Here is a 24637-nt window from a genome sequence, read left to right on the forward strand (position 1 = left end):
GGCGTGTCCGGACCCATCAACCCGCCCCAGCGAACGAGCGAACTCGTGGTGCAGCGCATGCAGGAGTTGATCGCAGCCGGTACCTGGCCCCTGGGCGAGCGGATTCCTGCTGAGCCCGAGCTCGTGGCGCAGTTCGGCGTCGGGCGCAACACGATCCGGGAGGCCGCGCGCGCACTGGAACACGCGGGCATGCTCGAGCCCCGACGGGGCGACGGCACGTATGTGCGCGGCCGGAGCCCACTCGCCGGTGCGATCGCGCGGACCTCCGCGCCGTCGGAGCTCCGCGATCTGCTCGAAGTGCGACGTGCACTGGAGAGCGAGGCCTCGGCCGGTGCGGCCGCCCGGGGCGACGCCGCCGACGTCGAACGTCTCCGCCTGTTGCTGGCGTGCACCGAGGACGCTATGGCCGACGGTGATCTGGATCGATACACCGAGGCGGACATCGCATTCCACGCCGAGCTCGTCGTCGCGTCCCGCAACGCGCTGCTCATCGCAATGTACGACGGAATCGCCGAGGCGATCGCCCGGACTCATCCGTCGGTCTTGCGACGTCCGCTGGCCGAGCAGTCGCACCCGCGCGGTCATCGGGACGTCGTCGACGCGATCGAGCGCGGCGACGCCGACGCGGCGCGCGCGGCGGTGTATGCCTACGTCGACTTCACCGAGGTGTCGGGATGAGTGCGCAGGCGCTGTCCACGCGCGAGAAGTCCGGCGTCGGGGTCATCGTCACCGCGGTCGGAGTGATGCTGGTCGCCGCGAACCTGCGACCGGCCGTGGTGGCCGTCGGACCGCTCATCGGCGTGATCTCCGACGACGCCGGCTTCAGCAGCGCCGTCGCCGGTCTGCTGACCGCGCTGCCGGTGCTGTTCTTCGGGATCTCGGCGCCGGTGGCTCCCCGTCTGGCCAACCGGTTCGGCATCGAACGGGTCATCTTCGGGGCCCTGCTCGTCTTGATCGTCGGCATCCTCGTCCGGCTCATCCCGTCGCCGGCCGCCCTGTTCGGGGGTTCGGCGGTCATCGGCGCCGCCATCGGCACCTGCAACGTCGTGCTCCCGGCGCTGATCAAACGCGACTTCGCGCACCGCTCCGGGCTCATGACCGGCCTCTATTCGATGACTCTCTCCGGCGGGGCGGCGGTCGCGTCCGGGGTGAGCGTGCCGATCAACGACGCACTCGGCGGGGACTGGCGACTGGCGTTGGCCGCGTGGTCGCTGCTCGCGGTGGTCGCCGTGGTCGTCTGGATTCCGCAGCTGCCGCTGGTTCACCGGGTGACCTCGGCGGCGCCGACATCGTCGTTGCTGACGAACCCGATCGCGTGGGCGATCACGGTCTTCATGGGCACGCAGTCGATGATCTTCTACACGTTCGTGGCCTGGCTGCCGCAGTACCTCGTCGACGACGGTATGTCGCCGCTGCGGGCGGGTGCGGTCCTGGCGTCGGCGCAGGTGGTCGCCCTGATGATGTCGCTGGTCGCGCCGATCGTCGCCGGCCGCTTCGCCGGCCAGCGGGTCGTGACCCTGACGGTGCTCGCGGTGTGCGCCGTCGGATTCGTAGGCCTCCTGAGCACGGATGTGTGGCCGGGTTTCTGGGCGGCCTGCGTCATGGTCGGGCCCGGTTCGTCGATCAGTCTGGCCCTGCTCTTCATGGTGCTGCGCAGCTCGGGATCCGAACAGACGGGCCAGGTGTCCGGGATGGCGCAGTGCGTCGGCTACCTGGCGGCGGCGGCCGGCCCGATCGTCATCGGCGCCATCCACGACGTCACCGGCTCGTGGACCCTGGCCATGGCGGTGCTCGGTCTCGTGCTGGTGCCCCAGGCCCTCTCCGTCCTCGGCGCCGCCAAGGACGTCAAGATGACCGGCTGACGAGGTCTGCGCCGGGCCCCGGACAATTCGTCGCACAGCCGGTATCGGTCAGCCCTGACCGCTAATCTGTCGCCATGCATTGTGTGGTCGTGGGTGGGGGACTGGCCGGACTGGCGTCGGCGATCTGGCTGTCGGAGGCGGGGCAACGCGTCACCCTGCTCGAACGTCGGGGTGCACTCGGCGGCCGCACCATCTCGATGCCGCTGCACGCCGTCGACGACGTGCCCGACAACGGGCAGCACGTCTTCGCCAGCGGGTACGAGCACCTCATGCGCTATCTGGACAGCGTCGGTACGCGGGAGCATGTGGCCTTCCCGGGTCACATGACGGTCCGGATGCCGGGTGGGGCGACGCGCCGATCGGCGTTCACCGGCCTGCCCGGACTGCGGGCCGCACTCGGCGACCTGCCCGGGGTGACCGGCCTCGACCGGTTACGCACGGCGCGTGCGCAGATCAGGTTGATACGGCAGGCATTTCGGCAACCCGACTGGCTCGACGACGTGACCGCCGATGAATGGTTCCGTCGCAGCGGACTGCCGCAGGCGGCACGGGATGCGTTGTGGGACGGCATCGTCATCGGCCTCACCGGCGACAAGCCCGACATCTCCTCGGCCAAGGTCCCGGCCGATCTGCTCGTCACGGGAGCCCGCCGGGCGCGGGAGACGCGTACGCCGATCTCGATCGGGTATCCCACCGTCGATCTCGACACGTTGTTCATCGACGGCGCCGAGAAGCGCTTCGCCGACGCCGGTGTGGAGGTCCGACACCGTGCGGTGGTCTCGTCGATCGACGTCACCGACGGGACGGTGAGCGGGGTGACGCTGGCCGACGGCGAGAAGATCGCAGCCGATGCCGTCATCTGCGCGGTACCGGTGTGGAGCGTGAAGGGTCTGCTCGACCAGGTGCCCGGGCACGAGCGGATCTATCGCGCCGTCGAGAACCTGACCCCGGTGCCCATCGTCAGTGTGAACCTCTACCTCGACCGCTCGATCGGGATGATCGACTGGGGCGAGATCCTCTACGGCGGAGAGGGAGTGCTCGAACAGGTCTGGGACCGCCAGCGCATGCACGGGCGCACACCGAGGGACAACTATTTCTACTCGACGACGGTGTCGGCGTCCTACGATCTGATCTCGAAGACGAACGCCGAGATCACCGAGATCCAGATGGACATGCTGCGCCGCTACTTTCCGCAGGCGGCTGGTGCCGAGGTGGTCCACAGCCACGTGGTCCGGATGCCGAAATCGACCTTCGCGCAACGACCCGGGACCGCGGGCCTCCGCCCCGACCAGCGCACCGAGGTCGACGGCCTCGCCCTCGCCGGTGACTGGACCCGCACCAACTGGACCACGACGATGGAAGGCGCGTGTCAGAGCGCGGCGCGGGCCGTCGACATCATCCTGGAGTTCGCCCGGCGCGGTTGAGTCGAGGACTTTCCCCGCGGCGCATACCAGCATGGTTGCGGGGGTTTGTCGTCCCTGGCAGGGTGCACATATACGGCCGTTTCCCGAAGGGCGTGCAGAACTCCGCGCCGCGGACGCCGTACCTCGCGACGCGTCGTCGTGCGACGGTCGCGCACAACACAATCACCTTGCCTGCCGCCGGGGCAGAACTGCTCCGCGAGCGGCCTGCCGGATGAGGGAAAGGACCGTTGCGATCGTGGTAACTCACACAGCAGCCAGAACTCCAGAAGCCGCCGATGTCTCGCCCGGCGCGCAGTCGACGAGCACACCCGTCGACGTCTACCGCACCCGGCTCGCGCAGCGCAGCCAGATCGAACCGCGCCCACACAACACCGTGTGGGGGAGCATGGGAAACCCGGGCCCGCTGTCCGCGCCCGAACTCCGGCACTATGCCGATCGCGGATACCACACGGAGACAAACATTCTCGCGGACGCCGACATCGCCGACTGCCTACGCGAGGTGGAGTCGATCACCGAGCGGCTCGGCGACGACGATCGGGTGATCCGCGAATCGTCGAGCGGGCAGGTGCGATCGCTGTTCGCGGTGCATCAGCTCAGTGACGTCATCGCCGAGATCTGTTCGCGTGAAACGATTGCCGGGGTGGCCCGGCAGATCCTCGACGACGACGTCACGATCCACCAGAGCCGCATCAACCTGAAACCCGGGTTCGCGGGCGGTCCGTTCTACTGGCACTCGGACTTCGAGACGTGGCACGCCGAGGACGGCATGCCCGCCCCACGTGCGCTGAGCGTCTCGCTGGCCTTGACGCCGAACCACACCACCAACGGTCCGCTGATGATCATCCCGGGTTCGCACCGCCGGTTCGTCAGCTGCGTGGGCGAGACACCTGATGACTACCACCGGGAATCGCTGACGTCGTATCGGCCGCCATTCGGGACACCGGAGGAGGAGGACGTCGCGAGCCTCGCCGACGAACTGGGCATCGACACGATCACCGGCCCCGCCGGGTCCGCACTGTATTTCGACTCGAACTGCCTGCACGCGTCCGGCGGGAACATCACGCCCTTCCCGCGCAGCAATCTGTTCGTCGTCTTCAACGCGAAATCGAACGCCCTCCAGGCGCCGTTCGGCGGGACCGCGCCACGCCCGGATCATCTGGCGCACAGGTGAGTTGATGGGGGCGAGCGAGGGGTGGTCGCTCCTCAGAACCCCGTCGACGAGCCCAGCTCCGGGGCCGGCCCGGCGAAGTAGTGCTCACCGTCGAAAATGGCCGGCAGGCCGGCGGCCAGGTAGGTGCCGATGCCGGGCTGCTCCAGCTCGGTGAAGAGCGGATTGCGCTGCAGAACACCTGATTCGACGACCTCGTCAAAAGTCCGGTAACGCTCCCAGAGCACGGAGGTCTGCGCCAGCGCGGCCTCGACCTCGGCAGACGTGTGTCGCGCGAACCACGCCGCGAACAGCGGTGTGAGGACACCGCGGTGAATGTATCGGTCGTCCTCCCTGGCGAAGTCCGCTCTCAGCGCCCGTTCGACGGCCGCGACCGCCTCGCCGGTCCCGGTCATCTCGACCAGACCGCGGAAATGCCGCGGGGTCAGGGCGACGAGCATGAAGCGAGAGTCATCCGCGGTGACGAAATCGGTTCCGTAGGTGCCGTATACGTCGTTCCCGGTGGCCGGTCGGGTGCCGCCACTCAGCTGCGGCTCGGTGAGATAGCCGAGCGTCCCGGCGATCGCGAGAGCGGTGTCCTCCAGGGGCAGGGTGATCTGCGCCCCCACCCCGTTCTGGTCGCGGCGCCGGACGGCGGCAGTGATCGCCAGTGCGGCATAGAGGCCGCACGCGACATCCCACGCCGGCAGTACGTGATTGACGACGCCGGCGTAGTCGGTGGGGCCGGTGATCGACGGGAATCCGAGTGCCGCGTTGACCGTGTAGTCGACTCCGGGAGTGCCGTCGGTCCGGCCGAGCAGTTCCAGGGTGATGACGTCGGAGCGCCGCGCCGACAGCGTCTGGTGACTCATCCACGACCGTCCGCCCGCGTTGGTGACCAGGATTCCGCCGCCCGGCCCGCTGTCGATGACAAGATCTTGAATCATCGTCTGTCCCTGAGGGTCACGGAAGTCGACGGTGACGGACTTCTTGCCGCGGTTGAGACCGGTCCAGTAGATCGAGTTGCCGTCATCGGTGACCGGCCAACGGTTGATGTCGGCGGCCCCGCCGATCGGGTCGACACGGATCACCTCGGCGCCGAGCTGCGACAGGGTCAGGCCGCACAGCGGTGAGGCGACGAAACTCGACACCTCCACGACGCGGAGGCCTTCGAGCGGACGGGGATGCGAGCTCATGCGCGGAAACTCCTGGAGTGTGGAATGGGGATTCGGCAGACGATCACGCCATCAGGACGCGGAAACGCCAATCGAGGACCTCGCGATCGGAGTCGTCAACGTGTGCGACGACGGTGGAGCGCAGGCGCAGGACGCCGCCGCCGGCGGCGAGCGGCGTCGCCTCCTCGACGAGGATCGTCGAACTGAGGGTGTCGCCCTCGTGCACCGGTCCGGTGTGGTCGCACGAGTCCCAGCCGGTCACCGTCACCAGGTTCGGCAGCGCCCGGTTCGCCTGCGCGAGGGCCAGTCCGATGGTGTGCCCGCCGTAGACCAGCCGACCGCCGGCGGCCGCACCGGCCACCCGCTCGTCGTGGTGGGTGGCTGCGATGTTCAGCGAGAGCCGGGCGAGTTCGGGTGCGCTGGACACCACGTCGGCGCTGGAGGAGAAGGCGCGTCCGGCCAACTCGGGTGAGAAATGTTGTCCGCGTGCGGATTCGCGATAGGTGTCGAGGTCCCATTCGGGGATGAACGGTTGCGCATCGTCTCCCGGTCCGATGGTGCTCAGGTCGTCCGCGTGCACGGTCCGCCCGGGATCGGCGTCGGGTGACAACGGCAGCATCGCGCACCGGTAGAAGTCGAGGACGGTGACGCCGGTCTGATCGGTGGTGACCATGTGGAGCGCGGCGAGCCCGGTCGGCGCACGTCCTGGCTTCGGTGTGTTCTCGCGCAGCCCGACCACTTCGGTGACGGTCGTCAACGTGTCGCCGATCCGGGGGTGGCTCAGGAACCGCAGGCCGCGGTAGAAGAGGTTCGCCTTCACGTGGTGGGTGGCCAGCGTGGATTGACCGATCGCGACGTCGGTGACCAGGCCGGGATGGGCGAGGACGCCACCCACCACGCGATCCGAGAGATGGGCGTCGAGCGATAGTCGAAGGCGGTCACCGAGAATCGCTTGGTGCGTCGCGGCGAGACCGGATGTCAACGTGAGCGACGGCGCGTCGTCGAACAACTGTCCATGGGACAGTTCGTCGAAGAACGGGCCGCCCACGGCGACCGGCTCGGACGCGCTCATTCGGACGCAGCCTTGGCGAGGACGCGCCGCGCGGACACGGCGAGCGCCTCGTCGAGCATTCGGCCGTCGAGCTCGGCCGCACCGGCACCCGCGGCGGCTGCCTGCTCAAGTGCGTCGAGCACCCGTCGTGCGTCCTCCACGGCGGCGGCGTCCGGGGTGAAGATGTCGATGGCGGACTGCAGTTGAGCCGGATGGATCACCCAGGTGCCGTCGAAGCCGAGGTCGCGGACCCAGCGCTTGGCGCCGCGGAAGGTGTCGTCGTCGGCGATCGTCAGATGCGGTCCGTCGATGACGTCCACGCCGGCCGCGCGCGCGGCGAGCAACACCGAGTCCTGGACGACGTGCCACGTCCGCATCGGCAGGCCGGGGCTGCGTCCCAATGATGCGGCGAGATCGGCGTAACCGATGAGGACGGCATCGAGCCGGTTTGTGGCCGCGCAGATGGCGCCGGCGTCACGGATGCCGCGCGGTGATTCGAGCAACGCCTGCAGGCGGACCGGCGCTCGGCCGAGCTGCTCGTCGGCCGACCGGAGGTCGGCGGGCGAGTCGGCCTTCGGCAGCACCACCGACATCAGGTTCGGCATCTGGACGCAGGCGGCGAGATCGGCGGCGGCCCAGGGCGTGTCGATCGCGTTGATGCGCAGGGAGATCGCGCGGTCGGCGCCGAACTCGGCGACCAGGTCGGCGGCCGCTGCGCGTGCGGAGCCCTTGTTCGCCGGGGTCACCGCGTCCTCGAGGTCGAGGACGACCTCGTCGGCGATCGAAGCCAGCGCCTTACGGGCCTTGCGGTCGTCGGAGGCGGGCGCGACCAGGACGGCTCGTCTTCTCTGCACGGTTGCTCCAGGGGTCGAGATCAAATGTGCGGCCATATGTGATGCGGTTCCGGTTGTATCAGACCGCGGCGAGCTTTGGGAAGTGTTGACAGGTGCGGCGGGGATCGACAAAATGGCCGTACAAATCTGGCCGTAGATCGTAGGGACACAGTCATGAGCTCGCTTTCCGCCGAAGAGGCGTTTCTGGTCGACACCGTGCGATCCTTCGTCGACCGCGAGGTGAAGCCCTCGGTCCAGGATGTCGAGCACGCCAACGAATACCCCGAGAAGTGGATCGACCAGATGAAGCAGATCGGCATCTACGGTCTCGCGGTGCCCGAGGAGTTCGGTGGCTCACCGGTGTCGATGCCGTGCTATGCGCGGGTCACCCAGGAACTCGCGCGCGGGTGGATGAGCCTCGCCGGTGCCATGGGCGGGCACACCGTCGTCGCGAAACTGCTCACGCTGTTCGGTACCGACGAGCAGAAGCAGCGCTATCTGCCGCGGATGGCGACCGGCGAACTGCGCGCCACCATGGCGCTCACCGAGCCGGGCGGCGGCTCCGATCTGCAGGCGATGACCACCGTGGCGAAGCTCGATGGCGACGAGTTGGTCATCAGCGGGGCGAAGACCTGGATCAGCAACGCGCGGCGCTCCGGCTTGATCGCCCTGATGTGCAAGACCGATCCGGGGGCGCAGCCGCGGCACCAGGGCATCTCCATCGTGCTCGTCGAACACGGTCCGGGACTGACCGTCTCGCGCGACCTGCCCAAGCTCGGCTACAAGGGCGTCGAGAGCTGCGAACTGTCCTTCGACGGCTACCGTGCGCCACGGTCGGCGATCCTGGGCGCGGTTCCCGGCAAGGGGTTCGGCCAGATGATGAAAGGGCTGGAGACCGGTCGTATCCAGGTGGCGTGCCGCGCGTTGGGGGTGGCGACCGCCGCCCTGGACGACTCACTCGCCTACGCGCAGCAGCGGGAGTCGTTCGGTCAGCCCATCTGGAAGCACCAGTCGATCGGTAACTACCTGGCCGACATGGCGACGAAGCTCACCGCGGCGCGTCAGCTGACCTGGCACGCGGCCGAACAGTACGACCGGGGTGAGCGCTGCGACATGGAGGCGGGGATGGCCAAGCTCTACGCCTCCGAGGTGGCGATGGAGATCGCCCTGAACGCCGTCCGCATCCACGGTGGTTACGGGTACTCCACCGAGTTCGACGTCGAGCGATACTTCCGGGACGCGCCCCTGATGATCGTCGGCGAGGGTACCAACGAGATCCAACGCAATGTCATTGCGGCGCAACTCGTGTCGCGGGGCGGGATCTGATCGGCACGCCGTCGTCCGGCGGGAGAGTGGGTTCCATGCGCGAGTCCGAGCAGTCCGCACCTGCGTACAAGACGCTGGCCGCGGAACTGCGCGCGCAGATCGTCGCGGGCAGATACGCCGGCGGTGTGCGGCTGCCGACCGAATCCGAGCTCTCCCAGGAGTACGGGCTCAGCCGGCAGACCGTCCGCCGCGCATTCCTCGAACTGGTGACCGAGGGCTCGGTGTACCGCGTGCCCGGCCGGGGAACGTTCGCGACCGAGACCGCGGGTCAGTACCTGCGCCAGCTGGGTTCGATCGAGGACCTGATGAACCTGTCGACGGACACCGAGATGCAGGTGATCGAATCACCCTCGCGCCGCGTGGATCTCGAGGCGGCCGGTCGTCTGCGACTGGACACCGACGTGGTGTACCGCATCGTCTTCCAGCGATTCCACGACGGCGTTCCGTTCGTGGTGACCACCGTGTGGTGGCCGGAGTCGGTCGCACGCCTCGTGATCGACGCCCCGGAAGTCGAGACCGGAGCGCGGAGTGATCACACGATGATCGGCCTGCTGGAACCTCATCTGGTGCACCCGATCGAGGAGTGTGCGCAGTCGATCACCGCCACCGTCGCCGATGCCGAGACCGCCGCCCGGCTCGGATGCCCGGTGGGGCACACGGTGCTGCGTGTCGACCGGCTGTACACCGATTCACGCGGCCGGGCAGTCGAACTCGCGGTCAGCCACTTCCTCCCCGAGCACTACACGTATCGGGTGACGCTCCGTCGCACCGCCGACCCGCGGCCGGAGTGAGCCGGCGCCCTCTGCTCCTTGAGGAGCGCCCGGAGCTTGCGAAGGGCGCGTCACGAAGGGTCTTGGTGAGTCGGGTTGCGAAGACCCTTCGTGACGCTCGCAAGCTCGCTCCTCAGGGAGCGGGGGTGACGCTCGCAAGCTCGCTCCTCAGGGAGCAGGGGTGACGCTCGCAAGCTCGCTCCTCAGGGAGCCGGGGGTGACGCTCGCAAGCTCGCTCCTCAGGGAGCAGGGGGCCATGCGCCCTCTAACGAAGCGGTACCCGCATCAGCCCCGAGCCGGAAGCAGTTGCTGCTCCGGCACATTCGACGATCCGCGACGCGATGGGATGGTCAGTGTGATCGCCATCCCGACGAAGGCGGCGGCCGCGGCGACGAGGAAGCACCAGGTGAACGTCGACTCGTCGGGCACCTCGGTGCCGCCGAGCGAGATCGTGGCGCTGGCCAGAATCAGTGCCATCACGGCGGAGGCGACGGTGGTGCCCAGCGAACGCATGAGTCCGTTGAGTCCCACGGCGGCACCGGCTTCGGTGGCCGGCACCGATCCCATGATCAGGGTCGGCATCGCCGCGTAACCGACCCCCACACCGATGGCACACACTATCGAGGCCAGCATCAGCTTCCAGGCCGCGTCCATGAGGAAGAAGGCGAGCAGGTAGCCGCATCCCAGGATGGCGGCGCCGATGGCCAGGGTGATCTTGGCGCCGATCCGGTTGATGAGGATGCCCGAGATGGGCGCGAAGATCATCATCATCAGTCCGCCGGGCGCCATCCACAGGCCCGCGGCCAGAAGCGACTGTCCCAGACCGTAACCGGTGGCCTCCGGGAGGCGGAGCAGCATCGGCAGCACGATGGACTGGGCCATCATGCCGAAGCCGATCGCCGCGGCGGCGATGTTGGTCAGCAGGACGGCGGGCCGTGCGGTGGTGCGCAGGTCGACGAGCGGCTCACGCTGGCGCAGTTCGAAGAATCCCCATCCGATCAGCACCAGGATTCCGCCGATGCCGAGTCCCAATGTGGCGCCGGACGTCCAGCCCCAGTCGTTGGCCTTCGACACCGCGATGAGGAAGGCGGACAGTCCCACGGCCAACCCGATGGCGCCGGGGATGTCGATGCGGCCGCCCGCGGCGTCGTTCACGCGCGGGACCAGGACGAGGACCGCGACCGTGACGAGGACGCCGAGACCGGCTGCCACGTAGAACAGGGCGTGCCAATCCCAGGTCTGCACGATCCAGGCCGCCAGCGGTAAGCCGATCGCACCGCCGACGCCGAGCGTGGCACTCATCGCGGCGACGGCCATCGAGGTGATCCGGGGCGGAGTGATCTCTCGGATGAGGCTCATACCGACGGGGATGAATCCCATGGCCAGGCCCTGCACGCCGCGTCCGATGATCAGCGGGATGAGCGAATCACCCAGCGCGCAGATCAGCGAACCGACCGTGAGCAGCACCGCACTCACCAAGAGGACACGCTGCTTGCCGAACATGTCGCCGAGGCGTCCGGCGATCGGCATGGCCACGGCGGCCGCGAGCAGGGTCGCGGTGATGATCCACGATGCGTTGCCGATCGACGTCCCGAGCAGACGGGGCAGGTCGGGCTGGATCGGGATGATCAGCGTCTGCATCAGCGAGGCGACCAGGCCGCCGAAACACAGCACCACGACGCTGCCGATCGCGCCGGCGGGTGCCTTCTCGACGGCGTCGGACGCGTCGTCGGTCAGCTCGGGCGCGGAACCTCGTACCTGGGTCATGGGAGAGACCTCCTTCGAGGTATGCAGCATACATATGTACTGTACACATGCAAATCGGACAGTAGATTGTCCACGTCGAGAGATGGAGGAGAGATGTCGGAGGACCATGCGCCCTGGCAGTCGCCGGTGCATCGTGACCTGGCGCAGGAGTTGCTGCGGATGTCGCGGCGTCGCAGCCTGGTGCACCCCGGCGTCGGGCTGGAACGCTCGGCCTTCGCGATCCTCTGGATTCTCTCCGACGGTCGGCCGCGGACGTTGCGGGAGCTGACCGCCGACCTCCAGCTCGAACAGTCGACGGTCAACCGGCAGGTCAACGCCGCCATCAAACACGGCTACGTCGAGCGGTTCGAGGTCGAGGACTCGTTGTCGAAATTGATCCGCCCGACGGAGGCCGGGCGAGAAGCGTTCCGGCGCGACGGTCTGCTGCGTGCCGAACGGCTCGAGCAGGTCTTCGCCGATCTGGCCCCGGGCTCGCCGCAGGCCCTGCTCCACGAGCTGCGTGCCTTCAACGACGCCTACGAGCGGACCCAGCACCGGCACGGCGCGGCCGATGAATCCGACACTGGGAGAAGGGGATTGGCGTGACCCGGTTGCACATAGGTGGTGACGGGTCGGAGTCGGGGATGGATTCGGCGGTGGCCGCCGCCTTGCGCGCGGACGGTCACACCGTGATCGGGGTCGATCAGCGCGACGCCGAGGTCATCGCGATCTGACGGCACCCGAGGGGGCCACCCGGGTGGTCCGACGCCGGCGCAGCGGCACGGGCCCGGTGGCGTATGCGTCGTCGAAGATCGTGCTCCCGCGGCATGGTCGTCGAGTACTAGAGCCCGGCCCGTTCGAGCGCCTCGTCGAATTCTTCGGACGCCTGCTTCTCGCTCTTGCCGTCGTCGAGCGCCTGTCGATAGACGGCGAACAGTTCCGCGCCCCGCTCCACATAGGCCTGCGTCCATCGCTCGGCGTCGACACGCCAGTAGCCGATGATGTCGTAGGACCGGCGGTCCCAGCGAAGATTGCCGCGCAGGTGCTTGCGGATCGCGCGCGACTCCGCCGCCTCGCCGGCGAACCAGCAGTACGCGCCCGAGGTCGGCAGGGTGAGTCCGCAGACCGTGTCCGCGAGACGGCTCGGCGTGCGGGAGTTGCCGCCGACGAGCGTGATCAGCTCGACGTCGCGCTCGGGCAGATAGACCAGTTCGGTCGGGGCGGGCACCTCGACCACGGCGGTGACACCGTCGGTCGACGGCAGTTCGTCGAGGATTCGGGCCAGGGCAGGGAGTCCGGCCAGATCGGCGGCGAGGATCAGGCGTTCGACGCCGGCGGGTGGTGCGTACCAGCACCGCGCGTGCGTCATCACCACGTCGTGCCCCGCTTCGGCGCGCTGGGCCCACAGTGTTGCAGGGCCGGCCGCGTGGATGACGAAGTCGACGACCATGGTGCCGGCGGAGTGGTCGACCGAGCGGATCGAGTAGTTGCGGCCGTCGGGTGCGGGGTCGGTGTCGTAATAGGCCCACGTGCCGTCGCGACATTCCATATCCGGTGTGACACGCTCGGGGTCGTGTGGGAAGTAGATGCCCACGGCTTCGTCGGCGCCGCCGGGCAAGCCGAGTCCTGGCAGATCGTTCACGTCGAAGACGATGCGACGCAGATTGGGCGTCAGGTCGGCGACGTCGGCAACGCGTGCTCTGGAATAGCCCATGAGGTAACCCTAACCTGAGTCGGGCTGGACCCCGGTTACTAGGATATGCAACCATCGGAGAACTGTCGGTGTGGAGAGGAGTTCGCCCGTGTCGGAACCATCGGTCTTGACGGAGGAGAACGGGTCGGCGCGGTCGCTGATCCTGAACCGTCCGAAGTCCATCAACGCGATCGATCACGAGATGGTCGGCTCGATGGCCGAGCACCTCGCGGCCTGGGCCGCCGATGACGCGGTCGATGTCGTCGTACTCTCCGGCGCCGGTGAGCGGGGCCTCTGCGCCGGTGGCGACATCGTCGCCATCCATCGCGACGCGTCCGCGTTGAGCGGTAATCCCCAGTCGACCGATCGTGACGCAGAGCAGTCGCCGTCGGCGAAGTTCTGGTTCGACGAATACCGTCTGAACGCGCTGATCTCGGGCTATCCCAAGCCCTACGTCGCGATCATGGACGGCATCGTGATGGGCGGCGGGGTGGGGGTCTCCGCGCACGGCGACATCCGCATCGTCACCGACCGCACGAAACTCGCGATGCCCGAGGTCGGTATCGGCTTTGTGCCCGATGTCGGTGGCACGCATCTTCTCTCACGCGTTCCGGACGGACTCGGAACCTACGCCGGCCTCACCGCCGGTCACCTGCGCGGCGCCGACGCCATCGCGATGGGCCTGGCCGATCACTTCGTCCCGTCGGAGTCGCTGCCGGCGTTCCGCGCCGCCATCGGCGAGTCGGGAATCGAGGCGGCACTGTCCGCGCACGCCGTCGACGCACCGGCCTCCGAGCTCGCCGAACACCGTGAATGGATCACGGAAGCGTTTGCGGCCGATACGGTCTCGGAGATCGTCGAACGATGCCGCGCGGTGGGTTCGCCCTTCGCGGACAAGACCGCCGACGCGATCGAGGCGAAGAGCCCGACCGCACTGGCCGTCACCCTGCGTTCGCTGCGCGAGGCAGCCGGCGACGCGACCCTGGAGGACACCTTGGTGCGCGAGTATCGCGTGTCGGTGCGTTGCCTGCTGCATCCCGACATGGCCGAGGGCATCCGCGCCCAGGTGATCGACAAGGACCGCGATCCGAAGTGGGCCACGTTCTCCGAGGACGCCGTCGACGCCTTCTTCGCGCCGCTGCCCGACGACCTCACGTTTCCGACCGCCTGACCGAGACCTTCCCCGGGTGGGGGTCAGCCCGTAACATCCCGCCCGTCATCGAACCGAAAGAGGACTCACCGTGACCGAACACCAGACCATCATCGTCGAGACCAGCGGCCGGGTGGGCATCATCACCCTCAACCGCCCCAAGGCACTGAACGCCCTCAACACCGAGCTGATGAACGAAGTGGTCGGTGCCGTCCGGGAGTTCGACGTCGACCAGGGGATCGGCGCCATCGTGATCACCGGCTCGGAGAAGGCGTTCGCCGCGGGTGCCGACATCAAAGAGATGTCGTCGAAGTCCTACGCGGACGTGGTGAACGAGCAGTTCTTCGGTGCCTGGGATGAGCTGTCGCGGGCGCGCACGCCGATCATCGCCGCAGTCACCGGCTACGCCCTCGGCGGCGGCTGCGAGCTCGCGATGCTGTGCGACACCATCATCGCCGGCGACAACGCCGTCTTCGGTCAGCCCGAGATCAACCTCGGCGTCATCCCCGGGATCGGCGGTTCGCAGCGTCTCACCCGCGCGGTCGGCAAGGCCAAGGCGATGGACATGGTGCTGACCGGGCGGCAGATGAAGGTCGACGAGGCCGAACGCCTCGGCCTCGTCTCGCGCGTCGTACCCAAGGAGGACTGCCGCGCCGCCGCCATCGAGGTCGCCGAGGTCATCGCCTCGAAGTCGCTGATCGCGTCCGCCGCCGCCAAGGACGCGGTCAATCGCGCCTTCGAGTCGAGCCTCGTCGAGGGTGTCCGCGCCGAGCGTGCGCTGTTCTACTCCACGTTCGCGACCGACGACCAGACCGAGGGCATGGCTGCCTTCGTCGAGAAGCGGGACCCGAACTTCACCCACCGCTGATCCGAGACATTCGCAAACCCACCTTTTTTCGGTGTTTCCACCCCCTGTGTGGCGGGTGGAAATACCGAAAAGGGGTGGGGTTTGCGGCGTTCAGGAGAGGGTGCGCAACACCGCCAGGGCCCGCTCGACGAGTGGGGTCCGACGCCCGTCGGGTAACGCGACGGCCAGTTCGACCTCGTCGTCGGTGTCGAGCGGGCGGTAGACGACGCCGGGCACTCCGAGCGCCGAGGTGGGTTCGGGGACCAGGGCGACTCCCACCCGCGCTGCGACGAGTGTCACCAGCGTCGACGTCTCCTCGACTTCGTGCCGGATGCGGGGGACGAATCCCGCGCGTCCGGCGGCCGCCGACAACACCCCGTGCATGATCGACTTCCCGCTGCCCGCGTGCACGATGAAGTCGTCGCCCGCCAGCAGCGCGAGGTCGACGGGCGTATCCGATGCGCCGTGGGCGAGCGGATGATCGTGGGGCAGAGCGACGATGAGGCGGTCGCGGCGGATCGACTCGACCCGCAGTCCGGTGGTGTTGATGGGCATGCGCAGTAAGGCAAGGTCGATGTCCCCGGACGCGAGCGCGGCGATCTGTGCCGGTGCCAGCATCTCGCCGCGAACGCGGACGTCCACATCGGGGAGTTCGTCGCTCAGTGCGCGTACGAGCGCGGGCAACAACGAGTAGGTGGCCGAACCCACGCACCCGATCGCGAGGTTTCCCTGCCGCCCGTCGGCGATCCGCTGCGCCTGCTGGGCGGCGGCGTCGACCGAGTCCAGGATCGCGACGGCGCGCTGCAGGTAATCCGCACCTGCCGGGGTCAGCTCGACACGACGCGTCGACCGGACCAGCAGTGCGACACCGAGCTCGTCCTCCAGCTGGCGGATCTGCTGAGACAGCGGTGGCTGGGCCATGTGGAGCCGCTCGGCGGCCCGGCCGAAGTGCAACTCCTCGGCGACGGCGCGAAAGTAGCGCAGGTGTCGCAGTTCCATGGAGTCAGTCTAGAGCGTTGATATCTGCTGCATATCAAACACCGCAATACGGATACTTCTGCATATCGCTGCGTGTTCCTAGGGTGGACTCATGGCTTCTCTCACCACGGACGCGGGTACCGACATCGTTGTCTGTTCGCCACTGCGTACCCCGGTCGGGCGCATGGGCGGGGCGCTGTCGACCGTGCCCGTCACCCGCCTGGCCACCGACCTCCTTCGCGAACTCGTCGGGCGCACCGGACTCGAGGAGGGTGATGTCGACGACGTGATCCTCGGGCAGGGCTATGCCAACGGTGAGTCGCCGGCGCTCGGTCGCATCGCGGCTCTGGACGCCGGTCTGGGAGTCGGGGTACCCGGAATGCAGATCGACCGTCGCTGCGGTTCGGGGTTACAGGCGATCCTGACCGGGGCGTCGATGGTCGCAACCGGGGGCGCGCGGCTCGTCGTCGCCGGTGGCGCCGAGTCGATGTCAACCGTCGAGCACTACGCGCTGGGCCTGCGGTCGGGGATCAAGCAGGGTGGCGTGGAACTCCGCGATCGCCTCGACCGCGGGCGTCTGACCGCGGGCGGCGAGTCGCACCCGGTTCCGGGCGGGATGATCGAGACCGCCGAGAATCTCCGTGCGCGGTACGGCATCTCGCGGACCGAGCAGGACGAGTTCGCCGCCCGATCCCACGAACGGGCGATCGCGGCGCACGACAGCGGTCGCTTCGCCGACGAATTGGTGCCCGTCACCATCCCGGGCCGACGCGGCCGTCCCGACACCGTCGTCCATCGCGACGAACACCCGCGAGCGGACGCGACTGCGGCATCGCTTGCAGCGCTGCGTCCCATCAGGCTCAAGATCGACGCGGAGTCGACGGTCACGGCCGGAAACGCCTCGGGCCAGAACGACGGTGCGGCCATGGCCGTGGTCACCACGCGCGCCGAGGCGGAGAGCCGCGGACTGGAACCCCTTCTCGCACTGCGCTCGTGGGCCGTCACCGGGTGCGAGCCCGAGGTGATGGGCATCGGCCCGGTCGGTGCCACCGCCGCCGCCCTCGACCGCGCCGGCCTCACGCTGGACGACATCGATCTCATCGAACTCAACGAAGCCTTCGCCGCCCAGGTGCTCGCCTGCCTGGCGGAGTGGAAGGTCGACCCGACCGATGAACGACTGAACCCCAACGGGTCCGGCATCTCACTGGGTCATCCCATCGGAGCCACCGGCGCCCGCATCCTCGCCACCGCGGCGTACGAAGCGCGCCGGCGCGACGCCCGGTACGTCCTGGAGACGATGTGCATCGGCGGCGGACAGGGACTCGCCGCGATCTTCGAGGCGACCCGATGAGCGCGCAGGTCTACGCCGTCGTCACCGGGCGCCCCGACGGACCGGCGGTCGTACTGTCCAACTCGCTGGGGTCGACGCATCGGATGTGGGACGCCCAGATGGCCGCGCTCGAAGAGCGGTTCCGCGTGGTGCGCTATGACACCCGCGGGCACGGCGATTCGCCAGTGCCACCGGGGCCGTACTCGATCGACGAGCTGGCCGACGACGTGATCGCGCTGCTGGACCGCCTCGACATAGAACGAGCACACCTCGTCGGCCTCTCGCTCGGAGGGATGACCATGATGCGCGTCGCCGCACGCAATCCCGAACGAGTGGATCGGCTGGCCCTGCTGTGCACGGCGGCGTATCTGCCACCGGCGCAGGGTTGGACGGACCGTGCCGCGCTCGTGAGAGCCGAGGGCACCTCGGCGGTCGCCACGGCCGTGGTCCAGCGGTGGTTCACTCCTGGCTACCTCGCCGCGAACACCGACGCGCGACAGGGGTTCGAGGCGATGGTCGCCGCCACCCCCGCCGAGGGATACGCGGCCTGCTGTGAAGCGATCGCCGCCATGGATCAGCGATCCGGCCTGTCGTCGATCATCGCCCCCACGCTGGCGATCGCCGGTGCCGACGACCCGGCCACCCCGCCGGATCTGTTGCGCGACGTCGTCGATGCCGTGCCGAACGGCCGCCTGCTGGTGGTCCCGGACTCGGCCCACCTGGCCAACGCGGAACAAGCCGACACCATCACTCCCGCACTCATCGAACATCTGGAGCAGCCATGAGCACTCGCGACAGTGCCGCCACGACAACGGTTCTCGACCGTCCCGGCGGTCCGATCAAACTCGCGGCGTCGGCGGCCGAGGCGGTCGCCGACATCCCCGACGGTGCGAGTATCGCGGTCGGGGGCTTCGGGCTGGCCGGCATCCCCGGCTTCCTGATCGACGCGCTCCTCGAGCAGGGGGCGGCGAACCTGACCATCGTCTCCAACAACTGCGGAGCCGACGGTGCGGGTCTGGGTCTGCTGCTGGAGGCCCGGCGCATCGATCGGGTCGTCGCGTCCTACATCGGTGAGAACAAGGAGTTCGGGCGCCAGTTCCTGTCCGGCGAGGTCACCGTCGAACTCACGCCTCAGGGCACCCTCGCCGAACGGATGCGCGCCGGCGGAAGCGGGATCGGGGCGTTCTTCACCCCCACCGGCGTCGGTACGCTCGTCGCCGAAGGCGGACTGCCCTGGCGTTACCACTCCGACGGCACCATCGCGGAGGCGTCCCCGCCCAAGGAGGTGCGGACCTTCCACGGTCGGGAGATGGTCCTCGAGGAGTCGATCGTCACCGACTACGCGCTCATCCGGGCCGCCGTCGTCGACACTGACGGCAACTGCCGATTCCACGCCGCCGCCCGAAATTTCAACCCGCCGGCGGCGATGGCCGGGCGCATCACGATCGTCGAGGCGGAGAAGGTGGTCGGGGTCGGCGAGCTCGGACCCGACGAGATCCATCTGCCGGGCATCTTCGTGCAGCGGATCGTCGAGCTCGCCCCGGAGCAGGTCGCGCGCAAGGGGATCGAGAAGCGTACCGTCCGTGAACGTCCCACCGCATCGCCGTCAGCCTAGGAGTGTCGACATGACCTGGACCCGTACCGAGATGGCCGCCCGCGCCGCCCGCGAACTCACCCCCGGCGACTACGTCAATCTGGGGATCGGTTTGCCCACCATGATTCCCGACCTCATGCCCGACAACTCCGGCGTCCACCTGCATGCGGAGAACGGCATTCTCGGCGTCGGCCCGTTTCCCTACGACGACGAGGTCGACCCCGACCTCATCAACGCGGGCAAGCAGACCGTGTCGGTGCTGCCCGGGGCGTCGTACTTCGATTCGGCTACGAGCTTCGCGATGATCCGCGGCGGCCACGTCGACGTCGCGGTCCTGGGTGGCATGCAGGTCGCGATGAACGGCGACCTGGCCAACTGGATGGTGCCCGGGGCGCTCGTCAAAGGTATCGGTGGCGCCATGGACCTCGTCAACGGTGCAGGCCGGGTCATCGTGCTGATGGACCACGTCACCAAGAAGGGGGAGCCCAAGCTCTTGGAGCACTGCGCGCTCCCGCTGACCGGCCGCGGCGTGGTGAGTCGCGTGATCACCGACCTCGGTGTGTTCGACATCGCCGGAACGGGATTCGACGTCGTCGAGTTCGCCCCGGGCGTGGACCTGGGGACGGTCGAGGACCGGACCCGTGCGCCGGTCACCGACCGTACCGAGGCCTACGCGACGGCCGGGGCGTAGGCCTGCCGCAGGTACAGGCCGTCGGGTGCTGGTGATCCGTACCGGATCATCGACCGGGCGTTCGGTGCGGCCGTCCATTCGGTCGGCGTGTATGGCCGCACCCGTTGATCAGCGGAGTCGCGTGGCCAGATGACTGGGCGGTGTCCGAGGATCCGAAAACCGGTGCTGGGCTGGATTGCATGTTCGATCCGTCGCAGTGATGAGTCGGTTCGGCGCCCCTTGGTCGGCACTAGGCATTTCCCGTAGTCGTACCACGGATATGTCTTGTTACCGTGCAGGTCGGATGGTTCGTACTCGCGACGGGCCCGGTGACGCGCTGCGTCGAGACTGTATGGCGCAGAGAATAGTTGAGAGGACTTTTTCGAATGCAGGAGATAGGCCGTGTGTCGGCGGGTCAATGGATCACCATGCCGGACGACGTCGACGTGGAGAATCGCGTTCTCGCCAATTGTGATGTCGACACCATTTCGGCCGCGTTGGCGGGTTTTCCGGGTGTGACCGTGACGGATGTGTCCGTCAACCGTTCGGGCACAGTCGAAATCCCCGAACACGTACTCGGGATACCGGGCTTCACCGCGGAATCGATGCCGGACTATTGCGCCGTGCACATCGAACGTGCATGTTCGGACAAGCACACCGAGAAGATCACGGTGTGGGTGCCGCTGGTGTGGAATGGTCGGTTCATGGGCACGGCCGGCGGCGGCAATCGGTTGACGGTGGGACTGTCGCCGTTGGTCGCGGCGGTGAAGAATGGTTTCTCGGCCGCGAACACCGATGGGGCTGTCGGTGGGGATGACCGGGTGTTCGATTGGCAGTTCGATCTTTCGTCGGGTGCCAATGACGATGTCCTGGTCGACAACTGGGTGCATGAGAGCACCCATCAGATGACGGTGATCGGCAAGGCCGTGACGGCCGCCATCCATGGCGAGGCGCCGCGGGTGTCGTATTTCCAGGGTGGGTCGGGCGGGGGACGGCAGGGTATGGCCTCGGCGATGTTGCATCCCGATGATTACGACGGCATCTGGTCGCAGATGCCCGCGATGAACTGGACGCGGTTCATTCCGGCGGAGTTGTGGCCGGCGCTGGTCATGAAGGAACTCGGTGTTCTGGCTGTGGCGAAACTCGAGGCGTTCCGTGAGGCCGCGGTGGCCGAGTTCAACGCCGAGCACGGCCTGGGGTGGGCGTTCATCGCCAGTCCCGACACCCCGTCGTTCGACCCCTATACCGTTGTCGGCCAGGACACGAGTGCCGGGCCGATCACCGACAACGATGCGCGTGTGATGAAGACGATCTGGGACGGACCGCATACACCCGACGGGCAGCGACTGTGGTTCGGGCTCCGACCGGGAGTCGAGTCGTGGGGAGCGATCGCGCCGGGTCTCGGGTTGTGCTGTGTGAAGTCCGATGCAGATGGACAGTTGACGCCGGACCCGGTGCCGGTGGCGGTGTCGTGGTTCCAGACATGGCTGCTCGAGGACCCGACCTGGGACTGGACGAGTCTGGACTTCGACGAATACGCCCGGCTGTTCGAGTTCGGTCAGGAGAAGTTCGCGCATGTCGCCATCGACGATCCTGATCTCACGGCCTTCCGGGACAACGGATCGAAACTGCTGATCACCCATGGAACCGATGACGAGGTCATCTTCGTGCAGGGCACCTGCCACTACTACGATCGCCTGCTCGAGACCATGGGTGGTTTCGACGAGGTCGGGCAGTTCGCCCGACTACTCCTGTGTTCCGGGGAGGGCCACGGGTTCCCGATCACCGACGGCGCCAACATCGATCTGGCCGCTGGGATGGCCGCGTTGATGAAGTGGGTGGAGCAGGGCGTTGCTCCCGACCACATCGATCCGGTCGGTCCCGCAGTGAGTGATGTGGAATCGGCCCGCGGACTCGTTGTCACCTACGGCGTGAAACGAGCCTGAGACAGCGCACTGCTCACCGTCACGTGCTCGCCACCGCCCCGCGATCTGACAGGACGTGGGGCGGTGGCACTTCCGCTGAGAGCCAACGTTCTCTGCCCATGCAATCGGAAGTGCCTCACGCGTGAGCAGGGCAGCGAACTCGCTCGACACGCTCAGTTCACCGTCGCGCCCGGAACCGCAGCGCACTCTGCCGAACAGCGCCCGCCGAGGGTCATGGCTCAACCTCGTCGACATGGAGTGCCGCGGGCGGCGAGCCCCTTCTTCTGGGCGGCGTCGCACTCTCGGCACGATCAGCCGTACTCAGCCGGGCGGCAAATGCGCACGGAGCGAGGTCATCTGCGGGTGGCGGCCAGCTCGGCGCGGGACCGGACGCCGAGCTTCGCGTAGATCCGGGTCAGGTGATACTGCACCGTCTTCGGTGAGATGTAGAGTTCGGCCGCAACTTCCCGATTCGACAGACCGCGCGCGACGAGGGCGGTCACTGCCTCCTCCTGAGGAGTGAGTTCGACGGCATCCTTTACAGCGGCGCGGTTCTCACCACGCGACGTCGCGAGACCGCCGGCTTTCAGCTCGCGTTCACAGCGATCGACGTAGGTGGTCGCGCCGAGCGACAGGTACAGGTCGCGGGCGGTCCCGATGACAGTGTCGGCGGCCCGGCGCTTGCCCGCACGTCGCAACGTCTGACCATAGGCGAAGTTCACCCGCGCCTGGTCGTAGCGCAGGCCGAGACCGTCGAGGAGTTCGATGCCCTCTTCGAAGGTGCGTCGTGCTCCGTGGATGTCACCGGTCGCGCCGAGGTGGCGGCCGCGTGCGTATTTCATCCGGGCTGCCGACGACCGGTGGCCCCGCTCGGCAGACCGGATCTCATAGCGTCGCAGCAGGTCGTCGGCGGCCTCGTGCCGTCCCTCGAGAACCAGTGCGTTGGCGAGGACGTCGACCCACGGCCACAGGCCCGGCTCGGACAGGGCCGGGACGGACTCGGCCATCGCGACCAGCGGTGTCAGTATTCGCCGGACCCTGCCGTAGTCGGCCGCGGCCTCCGCCAGCTGGGCCCGGGCCAGCAGGTCGGGTATCCGCATGATCTCGTAGTCGCCGATGGAGGTGCTGCTCTGCGCGATACTCCCATGCGCGTCCTCCCAGTTCCCGCGCAGCGAATGGATCTGGCTCGCAGTCCAGTTGAGCAGGGGCGTCGTGAGCGCGATGCCGCTGCTGCGGGCCAGCGCGCGACCGGTCTCGACGCCACGCAGGGCCTCGTCCCAGTCGCCGGTGAGGAACTGGACCCGGGCGAGCCAGGCCATCGCCCACAACGTGATCCGGGTGGAGCCACCGAGCTGCGCCATCGACACGGCGGTTTCGAGATCGGTACGCGCCGCGTCGATCTCGTCGAGGCCGAGCTCGAGCCAACCGCGTCCCATGATCGCGCGCTGCGCCTGCGCGCCGTACCGAACTCGTTCGGAGACGGTCTTGTACTCGGCGCGTGCGGCATCCGGGTGTCCCGACCACGCCAGTCCCAGCCCGCGGATGACGGCGGCCTCCACCCGGGCTGCCGACCCGGCGTCGGCCATCGCATTCGCACGATCGGCCCAGTCGACCAGTTCGGTGCCCTGGCACCGGACCAGATTGTGCAGGACGTAACGCTGCGCGATCAGGGCGGCGACATCGGGCTCGCGCTCGACGTTGACGATCGCCCACGCCCGGTCGAGACGCAGCTGTGCCTCCGCGGACCGGCCCCGCAGGATGGCGAGGTACGCCAGGGTCGCGTTGCGCAGCGGTGTCTCGCGCAGGCTCTCCACGGTCGGGACCAGCGCGCCGGCGCCGGTACAGTCGCCTGCGGCGAGCAGCGAATCGACCGCGAGCGTCACCCGTGTGTCGCGCTGCAACGGATCGGGGGTGAGCCGGCCCGCCTGACGGTACAGCCCGGCCGCCTCGGCCCACGCACCGTCGGCGCCGCGGGCACGTGCCAGGTCGACGAGGGCGTCGGCGAGAGCGGCGTCGACCGTCGAGGTGGCCGCGACGCGGTGATGGAGCTGTCGGGCGGGGTCGTCGACCAGGTCCGCGGCCCGGCGGTGGGCGTCGCCCACGGTCTTCATGCCGAGGACCTCGAGGACGGCGGCCCGCACCAGGGGGCCGGCGAGCCGCGGTTGCGCCTCCGCGGGTGTCAGCGCCCCGTCGTCCGTCACCAGACCGGTTGCCTGCGCGGCGTCGATCGCGGCAAGGGGGTCGGTGATCCCGGCGAGCGCGATCGCGGTGGCGAGGGGCTCAGCGGGGTCGAGGATGGCGAGCGCCTCGATGAGCGCCCGTCCCGGTGTCCCGGTGTCCGGCAACCGGCCGCGGACCGTCGTGACCACATGGGCCGGCGCGGGCAACCCCACACCGGTGCGGGACCAGGCGCCCGCCGGGACCTCATCGAGCAGGGCCACGATGTCGCGCGGATTCCCGCCGGTGTGCCGGGCCAGTTCCTCGCGCATCGCCGGGTGCAACACGATGCCGCGCTGCGCGGCGATGTCCGCCGTACCCGGTGCGTCCAGGCCCTCGAGTCGTAGCTCGTCGAGTGTGTTGCCGACGAGCCGGGCACCCGGCCGAGACATGGTGATGACGGCGAGGATTCGGCGATCACGGTGTTCGCGGGTGAGCGAGACCAACGCCTGCAGCGACTCCTCGTCGGCGAGGTCGGCATCGTCGACGGCGATGAGTACGGCTGTGTCGCCGGGCATCTGGGTCGATGTCTCCGCAGTGGCGGTGACCGCTGCGAGCAGTGCGTCGAGCAGGTCGTGCGGGGTCGGGTCGGTAGCTGTGACGGTAGCGGTCGCGGGTGTGGCGTCGAGCCGGTCCTGTACCAACTGCCGGATGAGCGCGCCGGGTGTGTGGGCTCGCCACGGTGAGACCGCGGCCCACAACGTGGGTCCGATTGTCGGAGCGGCCAGTCGCCGCCGGACCAGGTGCCTCAACAGCGTCGACTTGCCGATGCCGGGATCTCCCGTGACGGCCAGAAAACCCGACTCCGACACGGCGTCCAGCCGCGACGACAGCAACTCGATCTCGCGGTCGCGGCCGACACACCCGCCGGTGACCATCATCGGTCCATACTAGGGGCT

22 protein-coding genes are annotated in these 24637 nt (G+C 68.3%); 15 read left to right on the forward strand and 7 right to left on the reverse strand.

The annotated features are described in order from the left end of the window. The first annotated feature begins 3 nt into the window (after window positions 1-3). The 4 genes from ACFVHY_RS15080 (at window position 4) to thpD (ending at window position 4457) form a co-directional block, all read left to right on the forward strand. Window positions 4-678 (forward strand): FadR/GntR family transcriptional regulator, encoded by a 675-nt coding sequence (locus ACFVHY_RS15080; RefSeq protein WP_083207500.1) that lies wholly within the window; start codon window positions 4-6, stop codon window positions 676-678. Further along, window positions 675-1862 (forward strand): CynX/NimT family MFS transporter, encoded by a 1188-nt coding sequence (locus ACFVHY_RS15085; RefSeq protein WP_390273151.1) that lies wholly within the window; start codon window positions 675-677, stop codon window positions 1860-1862. Before ACFVHY_RS15080 ends, ACFVHY_RS15085 begins: the two co-directional genes overlap by 4 nt. 74 nt (window positions 1863-1936) lie before the next feature. Next, window positions 1937-3286 carry a hydroxysqualene dehydroxylase HpnE gene (gene hpnE / locus ACFVHY_RS15090; RefSeq protein ID WP_390273154.1) on the forward strand — a complete coding sequence of 450 codons (1350 nt, stop codon included), beginning with the start codon at window positions 1937-1939 and terminating at the stop codon, window positions 3284-3286. A 235-nt stretch (window positions 3287-3521) separates the two neighbouring features. Then, the gene (thpD, locus tag ACFVHY_RS15095) at window positions 3522-4457 is read left to right on the forward strand and encodes an ectoine hydroxylase (RefSeq protein ID WP_390273157.1); all 936 of its coding nucleotides are present in this window, start codon (window positions 3522-3524) and stop codon (window positions 4455-4457) included. 32 nt (window positions 4458-4489) lie between these two features. Here the strand turns inward: thpD and ACFVHY_RS15100 are convergent, their stop codons facing one another. The 3 genes from ACFVHY_RS15100 to ACFVHY_RS15110 are packed head-to-tail and all read right to left on the reverse strand — an operon-like array spanning window position 4490 to window position 7549. After that, window positions 4490-5629, reverse strand: coding sequence for a CoA transferase (locus ACFVHY_RS15100; RefSeq protein WP_390273159.1), 1140 nt, complete (start codon window positions 5627-5629; stop codon window positions 4490-4492). A 43-nt stretch (window positions 5630-5672) separates the two neighbouring features. Continuing rightward, window positions 5673-6680 (reverse strand): MaoC family dehydratase, encoded by a 1008-nt coding sequence (locus ACFVHY_RS15105; protein WP_390273162.1) that lies wholly within the window; start codon window positions 6678-6680, stop codon window positions 5673-5675. After that, complete coding sequence (locus tag ACFVHY_RS15110) at window positions 6677-7549, reverse strand: HpcH/HpaI aldolase/citrate lyase family protein (protein WP_390273165.1); 873 nt, start codon at window positions 7547-7549, stop codon at window positions 6677-6679. Before ACFVHY_RS15110 ends, ACFVHY_RS15105 begins: the two co-directional genes overlap by 4 nt. Before the next feature lie 117 nt (window positions 7550-7666). Between ACFVHY_RS15110 and ACFVHY_RS15115 the strand changes: the two genes are divergently transcribed. Beyond that, on the forward strand, window positions 7667-8818 hold the full coding sequence (locus ACFVHY_RS15115; RefSeq protein WP_390273168.1) for an acyl-CoA dehydrogenase family protein: 1152 nt from the start codon (window positions 7667-7669) through the stop codon (window positions 8816-8818). A 35-nt stretch (window positions 8819-8853) separates the two neighbouring features. After that, window positions 8854-9609: a GntR family transcriptional regulator gene (locus ACFVHY_RS15120; RefSeq protein WP_390273171.1), complete on the forward strand. Its 756-nt coding sequence runs from the start codon at window positions 8854-8856 to the stop codon at window positions 9607-9609. Window positions 9610-9873: 264 nt separating this feature from the next. Here ACFVHY_RS15120 and ACFVHY_RS15125 read toward each other — a convergent pair whose 3' ends face one another. Next, on the reverse strand, window positions 9874-11355 hold the full coding sequence (locus ACFVHY_RS15125; RefSeq protein ID WP_390273174.1) for an MFS transporter: 1482 nt from the start codon (window positions 11353-11355) through the stop codon (window positions 9874-9876). 93 nt (window positions 11356-11448) lie between these two features. Here ACFVHY_RS15125 and ACFVHY_RS15130 point away from each other — a divergent pair, with 93 nt between their 5' ends. Further along, the gene (locus ACFVHY_RS15130) at window positions 11449-11940 is read left to right on the forward strand and encodes a MarR family winged helix-turn-helix transcriptional regulator (protein ID WP_390273176.1); all 492 of its coding nucleotides are present in this window, start codon (window positions 11449-11451) and stop codon (window positions 11938-11940) included. After that, window positions 11937-12068, forward strand: coding sequence for a hypothetical protein (locus tag ACFVHY_RS15135; protein WP_390273178.1), 132 nt, complete (start codon window positions 11937-11939; stop codon window positions 12066-12068). The genes ACFVHY_RS15130 and ACFVHY_RS15135 overlap by 4 nt, the downstream gene beginning before the upstream one ends. A 107-nt stretch (window positions 12069-12175) precedes the next feature. On the opposite strand, the gene ACFVHY_RS15140 is transcribed toward ACFVHY_RS15135, so the two are convergent. After that, complete coding sequence (locus tag ACFVHY_RS15140) at window positions 12176-13048, reverse strand: siderophore-interacting protein (RefSeq protein ID WP_390273180.1); 873 nt, start codon at window positions 13046-13048, stop codon at window positions 12176-12178. 88 nt (window positions 13049-13136) lie between these two features. Between ACFVHY_RS15140 and ACFVHY_RS15145 the strand changes: the two genes are divergently transcribed. Together ACFVHY_RS15145 and ACFVHY_RS15150 are read left to right on the forward strand one after the other, a co-directional pair. Then, the gene (locus tag ACFVHY_RS15145; RefSeq protein WP_390273182.1) at window positions 13137-14198 is read left to right on the forward strand and encodes an enoyl-CoA hydratase/isomerase family protein; all 1062 of its coding nucleotides are present in this window, start codon (window positions 13137-13139) and stop codon (window positions 14196-14198) included. Between the two features lie 70 nt (window positions 14199-14268). Next, window positions 14269-15045 (forward strand): enoyl-CoA hydratase, encoded by a 777-nt coding sequence (locus tag ACFVHY_RS15150; RefSeq protein ID WP_058249749.1) that lies wholly within the window; start codon window positions 14269-14271, stop codon window positions 15043-15045. 90 nt (window positions 15046-15135) lie between these two features. On the opposite strand, the gene ACFVHY_RS15155 is transcribed toward ACFVHY_RS15150, so the two are convergent. Continuing rightward, window positions 15136-16023: a LysR substrate-binding domain-containing protein gene (locus tag ACFVHY_RS15155; RefSeq protein ID WP_390273185.1), complete on the reverse strand. Its 888-nt coding sequence runs from the start codon at window positions 16021-16023 to the stop codon at window positions 15136-15138. Between the two features lie 91 nt (window positions 16024-16114). Between ACFVHY_RS15155 and ACFVHY_RS15160 the strand changes: the two genes are divergently transcribed. The 5 genes from ACFVHY_RS15160 to ACFVHY_RS15180 all read left to right on the forward strand — a co-directional run bounded on the left by ACFVHY_RS15160 (window position 16115) and on the right by ACFVHY_RS15180 (window position 21542). After that, the gene (locus tag ACFVHY_RS15160; RefSeq protein WP_390273188.1) at window positions 16115-17353 is read left to right on the forward strand and encodes an acetyl-CoA C-acetyltransferase; all 1239 of its coding nucleotides are present in this window, start codon (window positions 16115-16117) and stop codon (window positions 17351-17353) included. Beyond that, on the forward strand, window positions 17350-18117 hold the full coding sequence (gene pcaD / locus ACFVHY_RS15165) for a 3-oxoadipate enol-lactonase (protein WP_390273191.1): 768 nt from the start codon (window positions 17350-17352) through the stop codon (window positions 18115-18117). The genes ACFVHY_RS15160 and pcaD overlap by 4 nt, the downstream gene beginning before the upstream one ends. Next, the gene (locus ACFVHY_RS15170) at window positions 18114-18947 is read left to right on the forward strand and encodes a CoA transferase subunit A (RefSeq protein WP_390273194.1); all 834 of its coding nucleotides are present in this window, start codon (window positions 18114-18116) and stop codon (window positions 18945-18947) included. Before pcaD ends, ACFVHY_RS15170 begins: the two co-directional genes overlap by 4 nt. 10 nt (window positions 18948-18957) lie before the next feature. Next, entirely contained in the window at window positions 18958-19617 is a 660-nt protein-coding gene (locus ACFVHY_RS15175; protein ID WP_390273196.1) for a 3-oxoacid CoA-transferase subunit B, read from the forward strand. 407 nt (window positions 19618-20024) lie between these two features. After that, the gene (locus ACFVHY_RS15180) at window positions 20025-21542 is read left to right on the forward strand and encodes a tannase/feruloyl esterase family alpha/beta hydrolase (protein WP_390273199.1); all 1518 of its coding nucleotides are present in this window, start codon (window positions 20025-20027) and stop codon (window positions 21540-21542) included. 332 nt (window positions 21543-21874) lie between these two features. Here the strand turns inward: ACFVHY_RS15180 and ACFVHY_RS15185 are convergent, their stop codons facing one another. Continuing rightward, on the reverse strand, window positions 21875-24619 hold the full coding sequence (locus tag ACFVHY_RS15185) for an AAA family ATPase (protein WP_390273201.1): 2745 nt from the start codon (window positions 24617-24619) through the stop codon (window positions 21875-21877). Window positions 24620-24637 lie beyond the last annotated feature (18 nt).

It is taken from the genome of Gordonia sp. NPDC127522, from assembly GCF_042672305.1.
In the GTDB taxonomy this organism is placed as follows: Bacteria; Actinomycetota; Actinomycetes; order Mycobacteriales; family Mycobacteriaceae; genus Gordonia; species Gordonia hongkongensis.

Coding starts and splice junctions, on each gene's coding strand:
- ACFVHY_RS15085 (WP_390273151.1), top strand. CDS start 675: ATGAGTGCGCAGGCGCTGTCCACGCGCGAGAAGTCCGGCGTCGGGGTC.
- hpnE (WP_390273154.1), top strand. CDS start 1,937: ATGCATTGTGTGGTCGTGGGTGGGGGACTGGCCGGACTGGCGTCGGCG.
- ACFVHY_RS15100 (WP_390273159.1), bottom strand. CDS start 5,629: ATGAGCTCGCATCCCCGTCCGCTCGAAGGCCTCCGCGTCGTGGAGGTG.
- ACFVHY_RS15105 (WP_390273162.1), bottom strand. CDS start 6,680: ATGAGCGCGTCCGAGCCGGTCGCCGTGGGCGGCCCGTTCTTCGACGAA.
- ACFVHY_RS15110 (WP_390273165.1), bottom strand. CDS start 7,549: ATGGCCGCACATTTGATCTCGACCCCTGGAGCAACCGTGCAGAGAAGA.
- ACFVHY_RS15115 (WP_390273168.1), top strand. CDS start 7,667: ATGAGCTCGCTTTCCGCCGAAGAGGCGTTTCTGGTCGACACCGTGCGA.
- ACFVHY_RS15120 (WP_390273171.1), top strand. CDS start 8,854: ATGCGCGAGTCCGAGCAGTCCGCACCTGCGTACAAGACGCTGGCCGCG.
- ACFVHY_RS15125 (WP_390273174.1), bottom strand. CDS start 11,355: ATGACCCAGGTACGAGGTTCCGCGCCCGAGCTGACCGACGACGCGTCC.
- ACFVHY_RS15130 (WP_390273176.1), top strand. CDS start 11,449: ATGTCGGAGGACCATGCGCCCTGGCAGTCGCCGGTGCATCGTGACCTG.
- ACFVHY_RS15140 (WP_390273180.1), bottom strand. CDS start 13,048: ATGGGCTATTCCAGAGCACGCGTTGCCGACGTCGCCGACCTGACGCCC.
- ACFVHY_RS15155 (WP_390273185.1), bottom strand. CDS start 16,023: ATGGAACTGCGACACCTGCGCTACTTTCGCGCCGTCGCCGAGGAGTTG.
- ACFVHY_RS15160 (WP_390273188.1), top strand. CDS start 16,115: ATGGCTTCTCTCACCACGGACGCGGGTACCGACATCGTTGTCTGTTCG.
- pcaD (WP_390273191.1), top strand. CDS start 17,350: ATGAGCGCGCAGGTCTACGCCGTCGTCACCGGGCGCCCCGACGGACCG.
- ACFVHY_RS15170 (WP_390273194.1), top strand. CDS start 18,114: ATGAGCACTCGCGACAGTGCCGCCACGACAACGGTTCTCGACCGTCCC.
- ACFVHY_RS15175 (WP_390273196.1), top strand. CDS start 18,958: ATGACCTGGACCCGTACCGAGATGGCCGCCCGCGCCGCCCGCGAACTC.
- ACFVHY_RS15180 (WP_390273199.1), top strand. CDS start 20,025: ATGCCGGACGACGTCGACGTGGAGAATCGCGTTCTCGCCAATTGTGAT.
- ACFVHY_RS15185 (WP_390273201.1), bottom strand. CDS start 24,619: ATGATGGTCACCGGCGGGTGTGTCGGCCGCGACCGCGAGATCGAGTTG.